Origin of the sequence: Clostridium pasteurianum DSM 525 = ATCC 6013, from assembly GCF_000807255.1 — a bacterium.
GTDB lineage: Bacteria > Bacillota > Clostridia > Clostridiales > Clostridiaceae > Clostridium_I > Clostridium_I pasteurianum.
In genome coordinates this window covers 2915049-2932474 of the sequence record NZ_CP009268.1, presented here as the reverse complement: position 1 = coordinate 2932474, position 17426 = coordinate 2915049, and the positions used below count along the sequence as shown (strand labels likewise).

At 32.3% G+C, this 17426-nt stretch carries 18 protein-coding genes, 3 pseudogenes and 1 riboswitch; of the genes and pseudogenes, 11 read left to right on the top strand and 10 right to left on the bottom strand.

What is annotated here, in order from left to right; all coding sequences use genetic code 11:
• Positions 1-43 precede the first annotated feature (43 nt).
• From CLPA_RS13340 to hcp, 4 genes and pseudogenes are all read left to right on the top strand, one after another.
• Positions 44-694: a flavodoxin family protein gene (locus CLPA_RS13340; RefSeq protein ID WP_003442774.1), complete on the top strand. Its 651-nt coding sequence runs from the start codon at positions 44-46 to the stop codon at positions 692-694.
• Between the two features lie 13 nt (positions 695-707).
• Positions 708-1013 (top strand): nitroreductase family protein, encoded by a 306-nt coding sequence (locus tag CLPA_RS22150; protein WP_003442772.1) that lies wholly within the window; start codon positions 708-710, stop codon positions 1011-1013.
• Positions 1010-1219 carry a nitroreductase family protein gene (locus CLPA_RS22145; RefSeq protein ID WP_003442770.1) on the top strand — a complete coding sequence of 70 codons (210 nt, stop codon included), beginning with the start codon at positions 1010-1012 and terminating at the stop codon, positions 1217-1219. The genes CLPA_RS22150 and CLPA_RS22145 overlap by 4 nt, the downstream gene beginning before the upstream one ends.
• A gap of 54 nt (positions 1220-1273) precedes the next feature.
• Positions 1274-2438, top strand: a pseudogene (gene hcp, locus CLPA_RS13330) (hydroxylamine reductase); the annotation flags it as partial.
• Positions 2439-2719: 281 nt separating this feature from the next.
• Here hcp and CLPA_RS13325 read toward each other — a convergent pair.
• Entirely contained in the window at positions 2720-3610 is an 891-nt protein-coding gene (locus CLPA_RS13325) for an NADH:flavin oxidoreductase (protein WP_003442768.1), read from the bottom strand.
• Positions 3611-3727: 117 nt separating this feature from the next.
• Entirely contained in the window at positions 3728-4939 is a 1212-nt protein-coding gene (locus CLPA_RS13320; RefSeq protein WP_003442767.1) for a YbfB/YjiJ family MFS transporter, read from the bottom strand.
• A 255-nt stretch (positions 4940-5194) separates the two neighbouring features.
• Here CLPA_RS13320 and CLPA_RS21220 point away from each other — a divergent pair, with 255 nt between their 5' ends.
• The gene (locus tag CLPA_RS21220) at positions 5195-5473 is read left to right on the top strand and encodes a hypothetical protein (RefSeq protein ID WP_003442765.1); all 279 of its coding nucleotides are present in this window, start codon (positions 5195-5197) and stop codon (positions 5471-5473) included.
• A gap of 46 nt (positions 5474-5519) precedes the next feature.
• On the opposite strand, the gene CLPA_RS13310 is transcribed toward CLPA_RS21220, so the two are convergent.
• The 4 genes and pseudogenes from CLPA_RS13310 to CLPA_RS13295 form a co-directional block, all read right to left on the bottom strand.
• On the bottom strand, positions 5520-6437 hold the full coding sequence (locus CLPA_RS13310; RefSeq protein ID WP_003442762.1) for a cation transporter: 918 nt from the start codon (positions 6435-6437) through the stop codon (positions 5520-5522).
• Positions 6438-6450: 13 nt separating this feature from the next.
• Positions 6451-6867 (bottom strand): MarR family winged helix-turn-helix transcriptional regulator, encoded by a 417-nt coding sequence (locus CLPA_RS13305; protein WP_003442760.1) that lies wholly within the window; start codon positions 6865-6867, stop codon positions 6451-6453.
• A 299-nt stretch (positions 6868-7166) separates the two neighbouring features.
• A pseudogene (locus tag CLPA_RS13300) lies at positions 7167-7442 on the bottom strand (alpha/beta fold hydrolase); the annotation flags it as partial.
• A 189-nt stretch (positions 7443-7631) separates the two neighbouring features.
• Positions 7632-7970, bottom strand: coding sequence for a winged helix-turn-helix transcriptional regulator (locus CLPA_RS13295; RefSeq protein ID WP_003442753.1), 339 nt, complete (start codon positions 7968-7970; stop codon positions 7632-7634).
• Between the two features lie 98 nt (positions 7971-8068).
• Here CLPA_RS13295 and CLPA_RS13290 point away from each other — a divergent pair, with 98 nt between their 5' ends.
• Positions 8069-9157 (top strand): alpha-glucosidase, encoded by a 1089-nt coding sequence (locus tag CLPA_RS13290; protein WP_003442751.1) that lies wholly within the window; start codon positions 8069-8071, stop codon positions 9155-9157.
• Between the two features lie 518 nt (positions 9158-9675).
• Here the strand turns inward: CLPA_RS13290 and CLPA_RS13285 are convergent.
• From CLPA_RS13285 to CLPA_RS21215, 3 genes are all read right to left on the bottom strand, one after another.
• Positions 9676-10185, bottom strand: a complete 510-nt coding sequence (locus tag CLPA_RS13285; protein WP_003442749.1) for a hypothetical protein — start codon at positions 10183-10185, stop codon at positions 9676-9678.
• Between the two features lie 20 nt (positions 10186-10205).
• A complete protein-coding gene (locus CLPA_RS13280; protein WP_003442748.1) occupies positions 10206-10586 on the bottom strand; it encodes a hypothetical protein in 381 nt (126 codons plus the stop codon).
• A gap of 72 nt (positions 10587-10658) precedes the next feature.
• Positions 10659-10802 (bottom strand): hypothetical protein, encoded by a 144-nt coding sequence (locus tag CLPA_RS21215; protein ID WP_155760380.1) that lies wholly within the window; start codon positions 10800-10802, stop codon positions 10659-10661.
• 241 nt (positions 10803-11043) lie between these two features.
• Between CLPA_RS21215 and CLPA_RS13275 the strand changes: the two genes are divergently transcribed.
• On the top strand, positions 11044-11289 hold the full coding sequence (locus tag CLPA_RS13275; RefSeq protein WP_003442747.1) for a type II toxin-antitoxin system Phd/YefM family antitoxin: 246 nt from the start codon (positions 11044-11046) through the stop codon (positions 11287-11289).
• Positions 11290-11429: 140 nt separating this feature from the next.
• On the opposite strand, the gene CLPA_RS13270 is transcribed toward CLPA_RS13275, so the two are convergent.
• Positions 11430-12197, bottom strand: coding sequence for an alpha/beta hydrolase (locus CLPA_RS13270; RefSeq protein ID WP_003442746.1), 768 nt, complete (start codon positions 12195-12197; stop codon positions 11430-11432).
• Positions 12198-12539: 342 nt separating this feature from the next.
• Between CLPA_RS13270 and CLPA_RS13265 the strand changes: the two genes are divergently transcribed.
• From CLPA_RS13265 to CLPA_RS13255, 4 genes and pseudogenes are all read left to right on the top strand, one after another.
• Complete coding sequence (locus tag CLPA_RS13265; RefSeq protein ID WP_003441674.1) at positions 12540-13838, top strand: IS30 family transposase; 1299 nt, start codon at positions 12540-12542, stop codon at positions 13836-13838.
• 442 nt (positions 13839-14280) lie between these two features.
• Positions 14281-14394, top strand: a pseudogene (locus CLPA_RS20875) (helix-turn-helix domain-containing protein); the annotation flags it as partial.
• A gap of 69 nt (positions 14395-14463) precedes the next feature.
• Positions 14464-15537, top strand: coding sequence for an FAD-binding protein (locus CLPA_RS13260; protein ID WP_003442745.1), 1074 nt, complete (start codon positions 14464-14466; stop codon positions 15535-15537).
• 146 nt (positions 15538-15683) lie between these two features.
• Positions 15684-15770, top strand: a riboswitch (glycine riboswitch).
• Between the two features lie 145 nt (positions 15771-15915).
• Complete coding sequence (locus tag CLPA_RS13255) at positions 15916-17301, top strand: amino acid permease (RefSeq protein WP_003442744.1); 1386 nt, start codon at positions 15916-15918, stop codon at positions 17299-17301.
• The last annotated feature ends 125 nt before the right edge of the window (positions 17302-17426 follow it).

The window sequence follows — 17426 nt, the reverse complement described above, 5'->3', positions numbered from 1 at the left end:
TTATAACATAAAGTCAAGGTTAAACACCAGAAAGGAAAATGTCATGAAAATAATAGGAATAAATGGAAGTCCTCGAAAAAACAAAAATACTGCAATTTTGCTAAAGAAAGCTCTTGAAGGTGCAGAGTCATGTGGAGCTGAAACAGATTTCATTCACCTTTATGACTTTGAGTATAAAGGATGTATTAGCTGTTTTGCCTGTAAATTAATAAATGGAAAAAGCTATGGAAAATGTGCATTTAAAGATGGATTAACGCCTGTTCTTGAAAAAATATCAGATGCAGACGCAATAATTCTTGCATCTCCGATATATTTCGAATCAGTTACAGGTAATATGAGGTCTTTCATGGAGAGACTACTGTTCCCATACCAAACTTATACTGATGGATATAAAAGTATATTCGGACGGAAAATTCCAACTGGATTTATCTATACAATGAACGTAACAGTGGAGCAAATGAACGAGTTAGGTTATGCGCAGGGATTGAAATTTTCAGAAATGGATTTAAAGAGAGTATTTGGTTATTTTGAATCATTAGTTGTGAACGATACTTATCAATTCGACGATTACTCAAAATACGTTGTGACAGTTTTTGATGGAGCTAAAAAGGCAAAGGTAAGAGAAAAGGAATTCCCAGTATATTGCAAAAAAGCATATGATTTGGGCGCGAAATTCACACAAATAAATTTATAAGGAGGACATCAACATGGAATTTGATAAGCTGATACATCACAGATATTCTATGAGAAAGTTTAATAATCAAGAGGTTGAACAAGAAAAAATAAATGCTATTTTAGAAGCGGGCAAGGCTGCACCTACTGCGGTAAATTATCAGCCACAACGTACTCTTGTATTAAATACTAAGGATTGCCTTGAAAAAATAAAGGACTGTACCCCTTATCATTTTAATGCACCCTTGGCTCTGATAGTTTGTTATGATAATACTTCTAGCTTGAAAAGGCCTGTTGACAACAAGGAAACAGGAGAAATCGATGTAAGCGTACTCATATGATGTTAAAAATAACAGATTTGGGATTGAGTAGTACATGGGTAGGAAATTTTAATTCTCAAAAAATAAGAGAAAGTTTTGCATTACCGGATAATATTATTCCAGTTGTAATATTACCGATTGGATATCCCCATGAAAAGAGTGTTCCTCATATCAATCATGAAAAACGTTTTGATATAAATGTAACTACCTTTTACAATTCATTTTAAATTTGCCTATTATATAATAACTGGCAAATAAAATCTAATTTGGTTTGATTTTAGATTGAACAGGGAAAGATTATTGATAAAGAGATAGTAAAACTCGTAGAAAATAGTCTATTCACAACATTGACAAATGTAAACTTTGATGCAGAGGTTCATGTAAGAAGATTAAAGGAATCACAAAAGATAAAGGAAAGCTTAAGAAATGAAGCGCCTGAAGGAGAATATCCAGATGCTGCTACATATAATCTAAGTGATACTAAAGAAGCTATGTTAAAGGATTCGGTAAAAGCAGAAATTATGTATGACCAAGATCTTGATGCTGATATTCGATCCTTAAGATCAACTATATTATATGGATTAAAAGGTATAAGTGCTTACGGACATCAGGCAAGGTTTATTGGTTATAATAGTTACCAAGTAGATCAATTTTATTTTTTGGGACTGGAATCTACCACGAATGACAACTTAGCTCTTGAAGATATGATACGTATGGCTATGAGAACTGGAGAGATGAGTGTACAAGTAATAAAAACTCTAGATGCAGCAAATACCACTAGATACAAAAAACCTTCACCTCATAAGGTAAATGTTAATATTAAAAAAGGTCCATTTATTATAGTATCCGGACATGATTTAAGAGATTTAGAAATGCTACTTGAGCAAACCGAAGGTAAGGGAATTAACATTTATACTCATGACGAAATGCTTCCGTCACATGGATATCCAGAATTAAAAAAATATAAACATTTAGTAGGTAATTTTGGTTCTGCTTGGCAAAATCAGCAGAAAGAATTTGATGGAATACCAGGCTGTATTTTAATGACAACTAATTGTTTAATGAGACCAAGAGAAATATGTAAAGATAGAATATTTACTACTAGCGTTGTAGGTTGGGATGGAGTAAAATATATAGGAGTTTCTGAAGATGGAACTAAGGATTTTAGTGAAATAATAAATAAAGCATTAGAACTAGGTGGATTTAAAGAAAATGAAGAAGAAGAGGAAATACTAGTGGACTTTGGACATAATCTCCATGCCGCTCACCATTGTACTTTCTTGGTATGAACAAAAGGCTGTAGCTGATTTACTAGCACTATTATCACTGGTCATAAAAGGAATGTACTTAGGACCAAGTTTGCCAGCATTCTTATCATCTATAAAAATACATAATCCAATTAATAATGCTCTTTTAACTTTATTTAGCAATATAAACCTATGTTGATGGTGAATTATATTCATAATATATGAAATTATTTTTGTCATTTTAAACCCCACCTTTACAGCTTATAATGTTTAATTTAATATATCACGTTATAGTAAAATTTGCTGTGACCATCGTCACAGCAATCATATTAATTTATTTCATAACTGACCTGAAATACGCCAATAAAGAGTTTTTATCATTTATGAGAAATTTTTTCTAAGATAACTAATGATCAGGTATATTATTATAATTAGTTGTTTGAGGTGTATTAAGATAAGCTTCAAATAGCTAAATTAAAATTATTTTACACATGTATTGAAAATTGTACAATAATTACCTTTGCTAGTTCTACATTTGGAGCAACTAAGGCATATAGAAGCTTTTCTATCTCCAGATTTCCACCTTTTTATCAAATCAGGTTCTGCGAGTAAAGGTCTAGATAAACCAAAAAAATCAATATTTGTTTCATTCAATAATTTTTCAATCTTATCAATATTCTTAAATCCACCTACCGTAATTATTGGAATGTTAATTTCATTGCTAATTATTTTTGCATACTCAGTAAAATAGCCTTCCTCTTGTATTCTATATCCATCAAATACTTCTCCAACCATTGACTTAGCTTTTCCATGAATATTACCAGTAATTTCAATAGCATCAACACCTACTTCTTCTAGTTTTTTACATATAAGTTTGGTCTCATCAAAAGTTAATCCACCTTGAAAAAATTCACTAGAAGTAAGTTTTATTAAAATTGTAAATTTATCTCCCGCTTTTTCTCTTACTTTATTATATATTTCAAGTAAAAATCTCATTCTGTTAGCTAAGCTGCCACCATATTCGTCAGTTCTTCTATGGTTAAATTTTGTTTTCGTTCCGCCATAAGCTACTTGCATTATTATTTTTGAATTATAATTATGGACAATATTAGTTAGCTTTTTATATTCATCAATAAATGAATCATCATATATTCTCATCATACCATGATTAGGTTGTTCTTCTTTTACAATATTGGCATATCCCGTTATAATTAATCCTACACCAGACTTTGCTAGATTTTCATAGATCTTATAAAGTTTATCCGTAAGATGTCCATCTTCTGTAGTCATATTTTCCCATGTAGCACTTCTAAGAAATCGGTTTTGTATAGAAATATTCCCTAATTTAGTTTCTTCAAATAAAGTTTTCATTTAATCAATCCTTTCAAAGTCATATTAGACTCTTTATCAATTAATTTTAAAATTAATAAATAAAATAAGAATATTTTTGCTCATCAATCTTTCTTGTGATCTAAATAAGAATAAATTTCATTCACTGGCTTCTTCAAAGAGTTCGTTTTCCTCATAATTTTTTATTTCAGTTTTTTTCTCAAATTTAATTCCTGAAAAAAGTAAACAGCCTCCAATTAGTACTATCCCTGCTGCCACTTTCAAAGAAAGATAATAATTTTGAGTAGATGATGCTAAAAATCCAGCTATTGTTGGTCCTATCATTTGACCAGTAGCATATATGGCTGTAAAATATCCAATAAAATTATTTTTGCCTGAGGGGCTTATTTCATTTACTAATGTTGTACCAAGTGCAGTTATTCCCACAAATGTAGCTCCAAATAATAATGCGCTTATAATAATACCAGTTTTGGACATCCAAAATACAGGTATCACAATCCCTATGGCTTGCATAAGCATTGCTATTATTAGTGATTTAACGAATCCGCATTTTTTCCCAAGTGCTGACCAGATTATGCATGATGGAGCAGCAGCTAATCCTACTACAACCCAAACCAATGCAGCATTTCCATTAAAACCTGGAATTTTTTCAGCTATGGCGACGATAAATGTGCCTGTGACTATATAGCCCAATCCTTCAAATCCATAGGATATAAATAGCCAGGGAAGCCATTTAGCTGGAGGAATTTGGGGAAGATTTTTATGATTAATTTTGGGAGAACATACAATTGGTTTGTCTTTTAGCCATTTCCATACAAATACAGTGAGGATAATGCTTATTATACCTAATCCAATCCATGCACCTTCCCATTTGAATAAATTACTCAAAATTGGAACTACAATGCCAGATAGAAAAATGCCAAGACCTGGTCCTGAATAGAAAAATCCTGACCAATTTGTTTTATTTTTAGCAGCTAGATTATCCAGTACTATACTTGAAGCTAAAATAAATGCTAAGGCACTGGCAACTCCAGAGAAAAAACGAAATACAAACCAAAGTAAGTAAGAATGGGATACTCCCATAAAAGCAGTGGTTAGAATACTAATAATAACGCTTGACCTCAATAAAATAGTTCGGTACCGCTTCATAGGAATGATTCCTGCTAATATTGATCCAATCAAATATCCTGCATAGTTAATTGAAGCAAGATATCCAGCAACTGTGTTTGAAAAAGAGATATCATTTTGCATAAGTGGAAGTATTGGAGTATAGGCAAATCTGCCAATGCCCATAGCAATGATTAAAGCCGATATTCCGCCTAGTAAAAATAAAAAAAGTTGTTTATTCAAACTCTCACCCTCTTAAAAAATATAATACATTAGGGCTGAACCTTGGCGGAAAACGAGCAATACATTTGGCAAGCTTGCTATTTGACACCTGCCAGCAATAGCTATGGGAAATTGTTTTTTTGATGTCCAGATGCAGACGTTATGAATATATTTCAAATTGAATCAATCGCAAACATAGAACACAGGAAGAAGATGTAAGCATATGAATAATGAAATACAAGTAGACGAGACGGTTATCCATTCTTTTCATCAAATGTGGGATGGATTTCCGGGCTTGCACGCCTGATAAATAAGAAATATGTTGTACTTGCATCTAATAAAGCTTCGAAGGAAAAAGGATTTACAGAAGGTGTTATATATGCAAGAGTATTAACTCCGGGATCACATAAAGGGTGCCTAGCACATGTTATGTTGAAAACACAGACGGCTCAGCTTGACAGGCCAGCAGAAGATAAAATACGGGAATGGATACCAGTAGAAGGGTATGAAGAATTATTTGTTCAATTCACATTGACAATTCCACAAAAGAAGTAATTTTTTAATATTCTTGTCAGCAATAGAATTAGCTTTAGAAGTTATATTATGGGAATACAAAGTTGACGCTTATATTTTCATATTGATGAGAGAGTTCTTCTTCTATGCAGGATGTTTTTTGAAGCAATTCTTTCTTGCTGATTGTGTCGGATTGGCTATCCAAATGAACGGAGATTCTGAAACTCATACCAATTTTGTGAATATGGCAGTTTTTAAGAACAGTATCCTTTGGAAGATGCCTTCGAAGAACTTGTTCAATTGGCACTATTATTTCCTGTTTGGTGACGATTCCGTTGGCAAATTCAATAAATGAATCCTTCAAAACCTTTATTGGTTCCTTTATAGAAAATGTTACCAATATAATTGTTATAAAAAAATCTCCTGTATACAGCAAAAAGGAAAAAGGACTGTTCTCATTACCTCCTTCAGTGATGAAAGAAATTATCAAGACACCAACGCCAATTCCACCTGACATAAGACCGTCAATTAATGTAGATCTTGCTTCTGCGGTCAGCATTGTGCTTGTATTGTTGGTGCGTTTGTTTTGATTCCAGTAAAAAAAGGACAAGGCAATACACAGAATCACCATAACTATTTCATAGGGAATGACAGGACCATAGTTCATTTTTTCACCAATTCCATGGAGAAAGTAATTCAGAGCCTTGGTGGTGACGCTTATAGTAGCATAAACTAGCAGGACAAGTGTAAGCATAGTTTTCAAAATAGCATAAAAGGGCTCAAGCATGAAATATCCATGGGGAAAAGATTTACTTGTCTTTTTGCTATGCTTGGATATAATTATTGCTACTATGCCGGATAGGACGGCAACCAACGTAAAGTACGCATCCAGGAAAAGAGCTCCTATTTTTGTTATATGGTAGACCCATAGCCCTGCTCCTCCCATCAGAATATTTGTGGCAATTCCGACAATCAACGCTCTTTGCTCATATTTTTTCTGGTTCATGTAAAGCCTCCTTTTATAAGTTGTTGTCAATTTTAGTAAGAATACTTTTTAACTGCTTTATTTCATCCTTACTTAGAACGGATAAGCAGTTTTCATATATCTTATCAAAACGACGGTAGCTTTCATCAAAATACTGTTTTACATTATCGCTTATTTCCAAGTAGTAAACACGTCTATCTTTTTCACAGGAAATTTTCTGAACATATCCTTTCTCAATATAACGTTTCATAATCTGAGTTGCAGCGGGTTTTGTAATCTGAGCCGTTTCTGCAAATTGTGTAAATGTTGGTTTTCCTAAGCAGTAAAGAATATCCAGATAATATTCTTCGTTTACCGTCATATCAGGAAAACATGAAGAACTAGCACTATTTTGATATATTGCCATAATTTTGTTATAGACACGAGAAAAAATTGAACTGATTTCTTTCATGATACACCTCCAATTAGTTAATAAAATTAATTTATTTTCTTAACTATATTAACATTTATTTTAAAATTTTGTCAAGTTAATCTTAAAAAATTCGGAAAGAAATGAACCTCTATGTTAAAAAAAACACATTGATGATAGGGTTTTATACCAAACTTTTATAAATACCTTCAATGCCATCATTGAAAATAAGGATTACTTTATGGAGAAGTGGAAGGATGGACTTAAGAGTGACAATGTTTGAAAGGAAAAAGATTATTGTAAGCTTGTTTGATGGGACTGATATACTTTTTGGTTTTAGTTCTATATGGTCTGAAGAAGACCCGAATTTCTTCAGCTAGAAGTTCAGGTTCTTCCATGGCAGTAAAATGTCCTCCACTAGGCATTGTAGTTAAGCGGGTGATATTCAGATTGCGCTCAGTCCACTCTTTTGGTGGCAACAATATATCAGCCGGGAAAAGAGCTATACCTGTTGGTACATCTATACGCCCCATTGGAGGCAAAGAATGTGTGTTTTCATAATATATACCTGCTGATGATCCTATAGTATTTGTAACCCAATAGATCATTGTATCGCTGAAATGACAGCCTTCTTGAACGAGCAGCCAAGTGAGTCTACAGAATTTGATGAGCAGCTGGTAAGGAGGCTTATTGAGAAGGTAACGGTCTTTGATTATAAAGTCATTGGTGAATTCAAATCGGGTGTTGAAATTGAGGTTAAAATATGAGGTAAAGTATATTTTCATATGTTCGTTTTAATAAAAAATCTATTTTGGCATATTTTTTTCACCCCATTTACACATGGATTCAAGTACCGGATATAATGAAAGTCCTTTTTCTGATAGAGAATATTCTACCTTTGGAGGAATTTGAGGATATTCCTTGCGTATTATTAAGCCATCATTTTCTAATTCTTTAAGCTGAACACTTAGTGTTTTGTATGTAATTGTGCCGATAAGACGTTGTAACTCGTTATACCGAATTGGTTGTGCTTCAATAAGCCAGTAAAGTATAACCATTTTCCATTTACCACTTATCAACGAAAGAGTGTATCCAAATGGAATATTTTTTAGGCTTTCAATAGGTTTGTATTCTTTCATGCTCATATTATCACTTCCCTTTAGGATAGTATACATCAAAAAAGTGCATACTATTATATGTATATGTAATATTGTATACTAAGAATAAAATAGTGAAGCTGGATGTGAAAATAAAGGAACTTAGAGAAAGAGGAATAAGATTTTTAGGTTATATAAATCCTTATATTGCTGTAGAAGGTTATTTATTTAAGGAAGCCAGTAAGAAAGGATATTTAGCTAAGAATAACAAGGGTCAAGATTATTTGGTGGAATTTGGAGAATTCTATGCAGGTGTAGTAGATTTCACCATACCTGAAGCCTATGAATGGTATAAGGTTGTAATCAAAAAAGAAATGATTGATTTTGGACTTTCCGGCTGGATGGCTGATTTTGGTGAATATCTGCCAACGGATGTTATTTTAAACAATGGAGTCAGTGCTGAAATAATGCATAATGCATGGCCTGCTATATGGGCAAAGATAAATAGAGAGGCAGTAGAAGAGGCAGGAAAGCTTCAGGATGTTACATTTTTCATGAGGGCAGGTTATACGGGAAGTCAAAAATACTGCACAATGATGTGGGCAGGAGATCAAAATGTAGATTGGAGCTTGGATGATGGATTAGCTTCTGTAATTCCAGCAGCATTATCCCTAGGAATGACAGGATGCGGACTTCATCACAGTGATATTGGAGGCTATACTACTCTATTTGAAATGAAAAGAACAAAGGAATTATTTATGAGATGGGCTGAAATGGCTGCATTCACTCCTGTAATGAGAACTCACGAAGGTAATAGACCAGAGGATAACTGGCAATTTGATTCAGATGATGAAACTCTAGAACATTTTGCAAAGATGAGCAGAATATACACCACTTTAAAATCATATACTAAAGCCTTAGTAAAGGAAAATTCAGAAATTGGAGTGCCTGTACAAAGACCTTTATTTATGCATTATGAACAGGATAAAAGAGCTTATAATATTAAATATGAATATTTGTATGGAAGAGATATATTAGTAGCACCGGTTTATGAGCCAGGTAAATCTACTTGGAAGGTATATCTTCCGGAAGATGAGTGGATACATATATGGACAGGTAATGTATACAAGGGGGGAGACATAGAGGTAGATGTACCTCTTGGCAAGCCAGCAATATTTTATAGAAAAGCTTCTGAATATGTGGAGATATTTAAATCCTTGTCAGAGCATGTTTAAGCATAGCTGAATAGTTACAGATTAAACCTTTGATTTTGAATAAGGTCTATTAGATTCTTTGATTTTCTAAAAATTGGGAAGCTTCTGTTTGCTAAAGCTTATTTCATAATCTACATCAGCACTATGCTTATTAGTTGAACAATTAGGAAAAAGCTTATTAGCACAATATGTTACAACAGTGCTTGTAAGCATATAATTCCTTAAAGTTTCTATTTCTTATCAACTAATCAATATTATAGTTATTTGTATTTTAGTAGGTTGACTTTGTATATTATCTGAAGCTATGTTTCAATCCTCTAAAGGATTATCACTTGTATTATATAAATAGATGTTATTTATTTTGATGTATCTGCCATAACTCAGCACCTCTCTAAGCCTATTTTAAGGCAAAAAAAGAATCTAGCAGAAATACTAGATTTGTATAAAAAGGTACACCATAAAGTAAGTCTTTTTAAAAATATTTTAAGATAATCTTTAATTAAAATATAACAAATTATTTAAGATCCGTATTTAATTTATTAGCTATATCTATATTTTGAAAGTTCATTAGTAAAATTATTTAAAAAATCAACATTTGTTGCATAATCAGTACTATCCAAATTATCTTGGTATCTTGTTGTGAAATAATTTGTGAAATCTTTCATTAGATTTAGGTATCCGTCAACATTATTATTAGTGATATCAATAGTATCACCAGTTTCCTTTTGATAAGCATACATATAGAATGTCATACCTTTAGGAATTGTACTATTTTCAGCGGCTACCCTGTAAGCTTTTCTTACATTTGCAGGAGCATTAAGTGGTGGAAATGATTGAACAGCATTTTTATAAAAGTCTAGTGAATGAATAGTAAAGTCTAAGCCTGCTGATTTTAGATGTTGATATAAAAGTTCATCCTCTTCCTTTTGTACTGGATTAGATTCATTATTTATTTCATCCATTATCTTAGTATCAGTGTTATTGCTTACTGATTTACTAATAAAATTACTATTGAAATAGGAACTAGAAGATACTTGACTAATATTCATACACCATACCATCCTTTAAATTATTTTGACAATCCTTCAATTTTTTTAAATTCATCCACGCTTATCGTTTTTGTTGGACTTTCCTTTAATATTTTTAACAAATTTGCTGTTTTACTAGATTTAGATGTATTGTTTATTTTTAATAAACTTGAAGAAGCAGTTGCTGGTGGTTCAATATCCAAAGTTATTGTATCACTCATTGTATTGTAAGGATAATTATAACTATTACAAGCCATTCTAATACTATTTACTCCAGTAGGTACATTTGTTAATGCTGTTACTTTAATAAATCCAACAACAGTATTATTAGAATCTGTTATACCGAACGAATCAATAGTCTGTTTATTATAAGGTGTTAACATCGTCCCATAGCCTAATTGATAGGTTACAATATAAGGCACTGAATCTTCTACTGGGATTGTTGAAGCATATGAAGCATCAAGATAACTATAATCTGGATAATATAAGTCATGCTATGAATAACCCATTATGTAAAATTCAGTAATTGGTGGTGCTGTAGCAGCTTGTACATTTTTTGGATTACTAAAGCTATTAATACCTACAATAGATAAAATTAGTACAATAGCAACCAAAAAAGGTTTTAATGATTTTTTCATAAAAACACTTCCTTTTTAATAATTTATTTACATTTTACCTAATAGTATATAAAATGTAAAATTATCTATTATATTACCTAAATAATCTATTTAAGTAATATAAAATTTAATGATATTTCTTATTTGGTATATATTTCGCTTTATATTTTCAATATTTTTATTAAGCTAATCCTGACTGTAGCAAGGAGAAACTTTTAGTCATCTCCTAGTACTTCCGAGGTTATAACAGGAGATGATTATCATGCCAAATATTAAACCAGTTTCAGATTTAAGAAATTATACGGAAGTACTAAAAGAAGTAACAGAAGATAGTCCAGTTTATCTAACTAGAAACGGACGAGGAGAATATTCAATTATAAAATTTAAGGAATTAGATAAGTTAAAAGTCATAGTCAGATTATTAGCAAAGATGGAAGAAGAAGAAAAATCAGCACGAGAGAAAGGGTGGATTTCAGCAGATGATGCCGAATCTGCTTTGGGATTATAAGTATGTTAAAAGTTGAATATTCTCAAGCGTCATTAGAAGATTTGCAACGTATCCGTGATTACATTTTAGCTAATTGAGGAGAGAATATTGCAGAGAATCTCGAAAAAGATTATATCTGATATTAGAAGCTTAGTAGCACCTCAGAGGTCATACACAGTATCTATTGAAAACAGCCACTGCAGTGCATAGGGAAATCGTCTGACAAAGGCTTCTTTACTATGAACTGCTCCATTATCTAGGGTTAATTTTAAATTTCCTTGTACAAAACCTTTGGATAATAGTATTCTACAACCTTCTTGAACTCTTTTTACCATAAATTTTTGTATGTTTTTTTTAGTTAATCCTTCTTCGCTGCCTACATCCATATATATTTTATTATTTAAAACTTGTAGGTCTTGTTCTATCATAAAGTCAATAAATCCTTCATACCATAAAGAAGGGGATATGGCACCAATCTTACCAAAAATGTTAGGATAGATATAAGCAGCATATAATGAAATAAGACCACCTAAAGATGCACCTATGATTCCAGTATTTTCTTTATCCTTCTTAGTGTTATATTTACCATCTATATAAATTTTTAATTCTTCCACTATAAAAGATAAATATTCTTTACCTTTACCGCCAAAATCTTCACCTTTTTCTACTAGTGATTTTGAATACCAAGGTGTATATTCATCAATTCGCTTCTTACTTTCTATGCCAACTAATAAAAATTCTTTTAATGCTTTATTTTTAAACATAAGCTCTAGTTTTTCTAATATATTATATTTATTGTAATCAAATAGACTTTCTTTATCTTGAACATATACAACAGGAATTTTAGCTTTATACTTTACGTAAGATGGCGGAATATATATCACTAAGTTTCTATTTTTAAATTTATCTTTAACTATTACTCCCTTCAAATTTTTTTCCTCCTTAATCTTTTACTGAATATTTTTATATTTAAAGTATAATATTTATTTTTATATTAGGCTATATATTAATGATGATAATCATAAATAACTGAATAGTTTAATTTATAAAATTTAAAGGATATTATTTTAAAATCACTAATATCGACCTCAATTGTAAATCGAATTGCAACCCTTCAACTCTATTTGAGTTATAAAATTTTTGATTAAATATATATGCTCAGGAGGTTGCATCCTGGCTTACAAAAAGATTGGTGATGAGCCAGTCTTTTTTGTTGCATTATTTTTATCAGAGATTTATCCTTAAAACGTTGGTGGCAGAATGGAGGATATATGTCTAAATTTTTTACTTATGAAGAAAGACTTGAGTTACAGAAACATCTGAAAGAAAGTCTTTCATTTAAAGAAATCAGTCGCAGATTAGATAAGAATCCAACTACGATTTCCAGAGAAGTACGTAAAAACAGCTCTGAAGTTGCTACAGGTTATCCTGGTTTCCCTTATAATACTTGCAAGAACCGTTTTAACTGTAGAAAGAAGAATATCTGTGGCAATGACTGCTCTAGAAAATCGGCGGCCTACTGTAAGCTGTGTGCTCAGTGCAATGCAAGATGCGATGATTTCATAGAAGAAATATGTACTGCCAGATTTCGTGTCCCATATGTGTGTAATGGCTGTGAAAGCCTTGGCAAATGCACATTACTCAAAAATATTTATGATGCAGAACATGCCCATATCAAAGCTTCAGAAGTAATATCGGAAGCAAGAAGCGGTTTATGTGTTTCTGAAGATGAAATAGCAAGACTAAACGCTATTATTTCTCCACTGGTTAAAAACGGTCAATCTGTTCATCAAATATACGTTACGCATGAAGATGAACTTATGTGTAGTGAGAAAACTATTTACAACTATATAGACGCCTGCCTGTTTGATGTACGCAACATTGATCTTCCTCGCAAAGTTAAATTCCGCGAACGTTATAAAAAGCCGGAATTCAAGGTAGATAAAGGTTGTCGTATTGGACGTAATTACGAAGACTTCAATGTTTTTCTGAATAAGAATCCAGATATATCGGTGGTACAGATGGATTCTGTGATTGGAACCAAAGGTGGAAAATGTATTCTTACTATTCACTTTGTGGAAAGCAGCTTAATGCTGGCATTCCTGCGTGATGCAAATACCTCCCAATCCGTGATTGATATATTCAACATGCTTGAAAAAGATCTTGGTGAGGAACTTTTTCGAAAACTGTTTCCTATTATCCTAACAGATAACGGCAGCGAGTTTTCCAACCCAAAAGCAATCGAGTATCGTCCTGGACCACGGTTTGGTTTAAGAACCCATGTGTTTTACTGTGATGCGGGAAGTCCGTTTCAAAAAGGAGCGATTGAGGTAAACCATGAACTGATACGTAGGGTTCTTCCTAAAGGAACTAGTTTTAATAGCCTGACGCAAGAAGATATCAGTCTGATGATGAACCATATCAACTCATACAAAAGAAAAAAGCTGAACAACCGTAGCCCATACGAAACGTTCAGCTTTTATCACGGAGAAGAAGTTTTAACAAAACTTAGATGTGCACCAGTTGCAGCCAGTGACATCATGTTAAAGCCAGTTCTTCTCAAAAAATAAAACGATAAAACTGCGCCGCCAGCAATTCATACAGAAGCTAAACAGGGGTGGATTCTCCGATTACAAAAAAATCGAGAGGGAATCGACCTCCCTTTGGCTTGCAGTTTTCTATTATGATACAGCAGAAAAGTAGGAAAATCAAACTGCATTTTGGTTAAAAAAACTGCATTTCATTTACAAAACTGGCTTTTCGAGTGCAAAAACTGCATTTCATTTACAAATATTTAGTTGTTGATTACAAACATTGCATCTGGTTTTACAAAGTTGCGTCTTCTTTTACTATTGAGTTCACTAATATCGAAATATCAATTTGAACAATAAATATATAATTTAAATTAATAAAAATTTATTGACAAACAATAAATATGATATTAAAATCAAAGTACAATAAAGTAGTAAGGTGCTTTTATGAAACGCAAACAAGTTTCAATAATTTTCTTAACTTTCAGAAATAGTTGGAATAACCATGGCTAGTCTTTCCATATTGAAAAATGGAAAGGCAAAAGCCCTTCGATTATCAACTTTAGAGGCAATTTGTAGGACTCTAGAATGTTAGTCTGGAGATAGTTTAGAAGGCAAAAGTTACGAAAATAAAAAATAATACCTAATAAGGAGGTAAAGTTCAATGTACGATATAGTGATTGTTGGAGCTGGACCAGCCGGAGCCACTTTAGCCAGACTGCTTGGTAAAAAATTAAAAATATTAATTATGGATAAAAGGCAACTGCTAGATATGAATTCTAAAAGCAATTTTGAAAAATGTTGCGGTGGATTACTTGCTCCGGATGCACAGCAGATGCTAGCCAAGTTTGGACTAGGCATTCCTAAAGATATATTAGTTGGGCCTCAGCTATTTACGGTGAGAACTATCGATATTCAGAATAACATAGAACAGTATTATCAACGTCACTACATAAATGTTCATCGAGAGAAATTTGATAAATGGTTAGTTTCAATGGTTCCTCCTGAAGTTACAGTAGTTTGTGAGGCAGTCTTTAAAAGATTTGAAATAGCAAATGATAATAATATTAAGGTGCAATATTTTGAACAGGGGAAAGAACGTACTATTTATACAAAAGTTTTGGTAGGTGCAGATGGAGCTTTTTCAACTGTAAGAAGAAAGATTTCATTAGACTCACGAAATCCCAAGACATATATTTCAATTCAAGAATACTATAAAATGAATAGTAATCTACCATATTTCTCTTCCATATTTGATGATGATATCACTGATTTTTATTCATGGACAATTCCAAAGGATGATTTACTTGTTTTGGGAACAGCAGTTATGCCAAAGAATAAACCCTATGAAAAATTTATGGCATTAAAAAAGAAGCTTATTTTGAGAGGGTTTGAGTTTGGTCCCTGTGTAAAGAAAAATGGTGCTTATTTATTGAGACCTGAAAAACTGGATCAGATTTGTCTTGGTAAAGCAAATATTCCATTAATTGGTGAAGCTGCTGGCTGGATTAGTCCTAGTTCCGCTGAGGGATTAAGTTATTCATTTAAAAGTGCATATGCATTAGCAAATGCAATACAAAAGCGGCCTGATAGTATTATTGCTGAATATTATCGAAATACCAATAAACTACGGATTAATATAAGATTGAAACATCTCAAGTCACCATTTATGTACAACACTTTTTTAAGGAAGATAGCAATGAAATCAGGTTTAATGAGTATGGATATTATTAATTAATCATTGCAAATTTACTAGATATGTATTAATATATATAACGGTAAATTTCAATATTCAGATGAAGATAGCGGGAGAGTTATGGTTATATCCATTCACCGAAGAAGTAAATCTTTCAGGTATCTATTTAATTAGAGATGACTGCTATTAGATGAAACCTTGGAGAGACTCTTGATGAGCACCGAAGGAGAAAGTCGTACGGCAAAACTCTCAGGTAAAAGGACAGGGAAAAGGAAAAGAAAAAGGCAGCATATTTCTTATCATTTCTTATAAAAGTACTTACTTAAATCAATTTTACTGTACGTCTAGTATTACTTCAATCATAAAAAGGTGACATTGACATGAATTTATCAGTAGTAATATTAGAAAGGCGGAATACATATGTCGGAAAATGAAAATCTATCCAGAGGGTTAAAAAATCGTCATGTTCAGTTACTTGCAATTGGAGGTGCAATTGGAACTGGATTATTTCTTGGTGCAGGCAGATCCATTCATCTGGCTGGTCCATCTATTTTATTTGCATACACCATAACAGGGGCAATTTGTTTCCTTATTATGCGTGCTCTTGGGGAATTATTGCTTTCCAATTTAAATTATCATTCTTTTGTAGATTTTGTACATGATTATTTAGGAAACACAGCAGCATTTATTACAGGATGGACCTATTGGTTCTGCTGGATTTCACTTGCTATGGCTGATTTAACTGCTTCAGGACTTTATATTCAGTACTGGTTCCCAAGTATACCTCAATGGGTTCCAAGCTTTATATTCCTTTTAATTTTACTAGCTATGAACCTTACTGCAGTAAAATTATTTGGTGAAATGGAATTCTGGTTTGCATTGATTAAAATTGTTGCAATTTTATTGCTGATTATAATTGGTATATTTATGATTGTTAAAGGATTTTCTACAAATGCTGGTGTATCTAGTTTTTCAAATCTTTGGAATCACGGTGGTTGGTTTCCAAATGGGGCAAGTGGTTTTATACTTTCTTTCCAAATGGTTGTATTTGCTTTTACTGGAATTGAATTGGTTGGTTTAACAGCTGGTGAAACTGAAAATCCAGCACAGGTTATTCCAAAGGCCATTAATAACATTCCAATTAGAATTATTATTTTCTACATAGGGGCACTTATTGTTATTATGAGTATATATCCATGGAATTCAATTAATCCAGCTAAGAGTCCCTTTGTACAGGTATTTGCTGCAGTGGGAATTGCAGCAGCAGCAAGTATTATAAATTTTGTTGTACTGACATCAGCTGCGTCTGCTTGTAACAGCGGTATATTCAGTACAAGTCGTATGGTTTATTCTCTTGCCAAAGAAGATAATGCACCTAAGTCAATGGAAAAATTAACTTCTCATAAAGTGCCTTCTAATGCTTTAATATTCTCTGCAGCTGTCATATTAATTTCAGTTATCCTGAGCTATATTATGCCAGAAGGAGTATTTGTACTTATTACCAGTGTATCAACATTCTGCTTTATATTTATTTGGGCTATTATAGTTGTCTGTCATCTAAAATATCGCAAAGCTAATCCTGAACTTGCGGCTAAGAGCAAATTCAAAATGCCCTTTTACCCAATTGCCAACTATGTAATTTTAGCATTTATTGCTTTTGTTTTAGTTGTATTGGCGCTTAATAAAGAGACTCGTGTGGCCCTATTTGTAACACCTGTATGGTTTATAATGCTTTGGGTGATTTATAGTAAGGTTAGTGTTCCTTCTTTCTCAAAGGATACAGCTAAATTACATAAAATAGAATAAATATAAGCAAATTTGATTTTATACTTTAAAATTAAAGAGAAAATTAAAAATCCAGTTGAGGTAATATTAGTTATTTCAGGTTTAAATCAAAAAGAATATAATGTGGTGAAGCTTAGCTTTACAAA

Bases quoted from the DNA above. Each gene is read 5' to 3' on its own strand.
- CLPA_RS21215 (WP_155760380.1), bottom strand. From the start codon at position 10,802: ATGAAAAAATCATTAAAACCTTTTTTGGTTGCTATTGTACTAATTTTA.
- CLPA_RS13275 (WP_003442747.1), top strand. From the start codon at position 11,044: ATGCCAAATATTAAACCAGTTTCAGATTTAAGAAATTATACGGAAGTA.
- CLPA_RS13310 (WP_003442762.1), bottom strand. From the start codon at position 6,437: ATGAACCAGAAAAAATATGAGCAAAGAGCGTTGATTGTCGGAATTGCC.
- CLPA_RS13265 (WP_003441674.1), top strand. From the start codon at position 12,540: ATGTCTAAATTTTTTACTTATGAAGAAAGACTTGAGTTACAGAAACAT.
- CLPA_RS13325 (WP_003442768.1), bottom strand. From the start codon at position 3,610: ATGAAAACTTTATTTGAAGAAACTAAATTAGGGAATATTTCTATACAA.
- CLPA_RS13340 (WP_003442774.1), top strand. From the start codon at position 44: ATGAAAATAATAGGAATAAATGGAAGTCCTCGAAAAAACAAAAATACT.
- CLPA_RS13295 (WP_003442753.1), bottom strand. From the start codon at position 7,970: ATGAGCATGAAAGAATACAAACCTATTGAAAGCCTAAAAAATATTCCA.
- CLPA_RS13305 (WP_003442760.1), bottom strand. From the start codon at position 6,867: ATGAAAGAAATCAGTTCAATTTTTTCTCGTGTCTATAACAAAATTATG.
- CLPA_RS13255 (WP_003442744.1), top strand. From the start codon at position 15,916: ATGTCGGAAAATGAAAATCTATCCAGAGGGTTAAAAAATCGTCATGTT.
- CLPA_RS13260 (WP_003442745.1), top strand. From the start codon at position 14,464: ATGTACGATATAGTGATTGTTGGAGCTGGACCAGCCGGAGCCACTTTA.
- CLPA_RS22150 (WP_003442772.1), top strand. From the start codon at position 708: ATGGAATTTGATAAGCTGATACATCACAGATATTCTATGAGAAAGTTT.
- CLPA_RS22145 (WP_003442770.1), top strand. From the start codon at position 1,010: ATGATGTTAAAAATAACAGATTTGGGATTGAGTAGTACATGGGTAGGA.
- CLPA_RS13285 (WP_003442749.1), bottom strand. From the start codon at position 10,185: ATGAATATTAGTCAAGTATCTTCTAGTTCCTATTTCAATAGTAATTTT.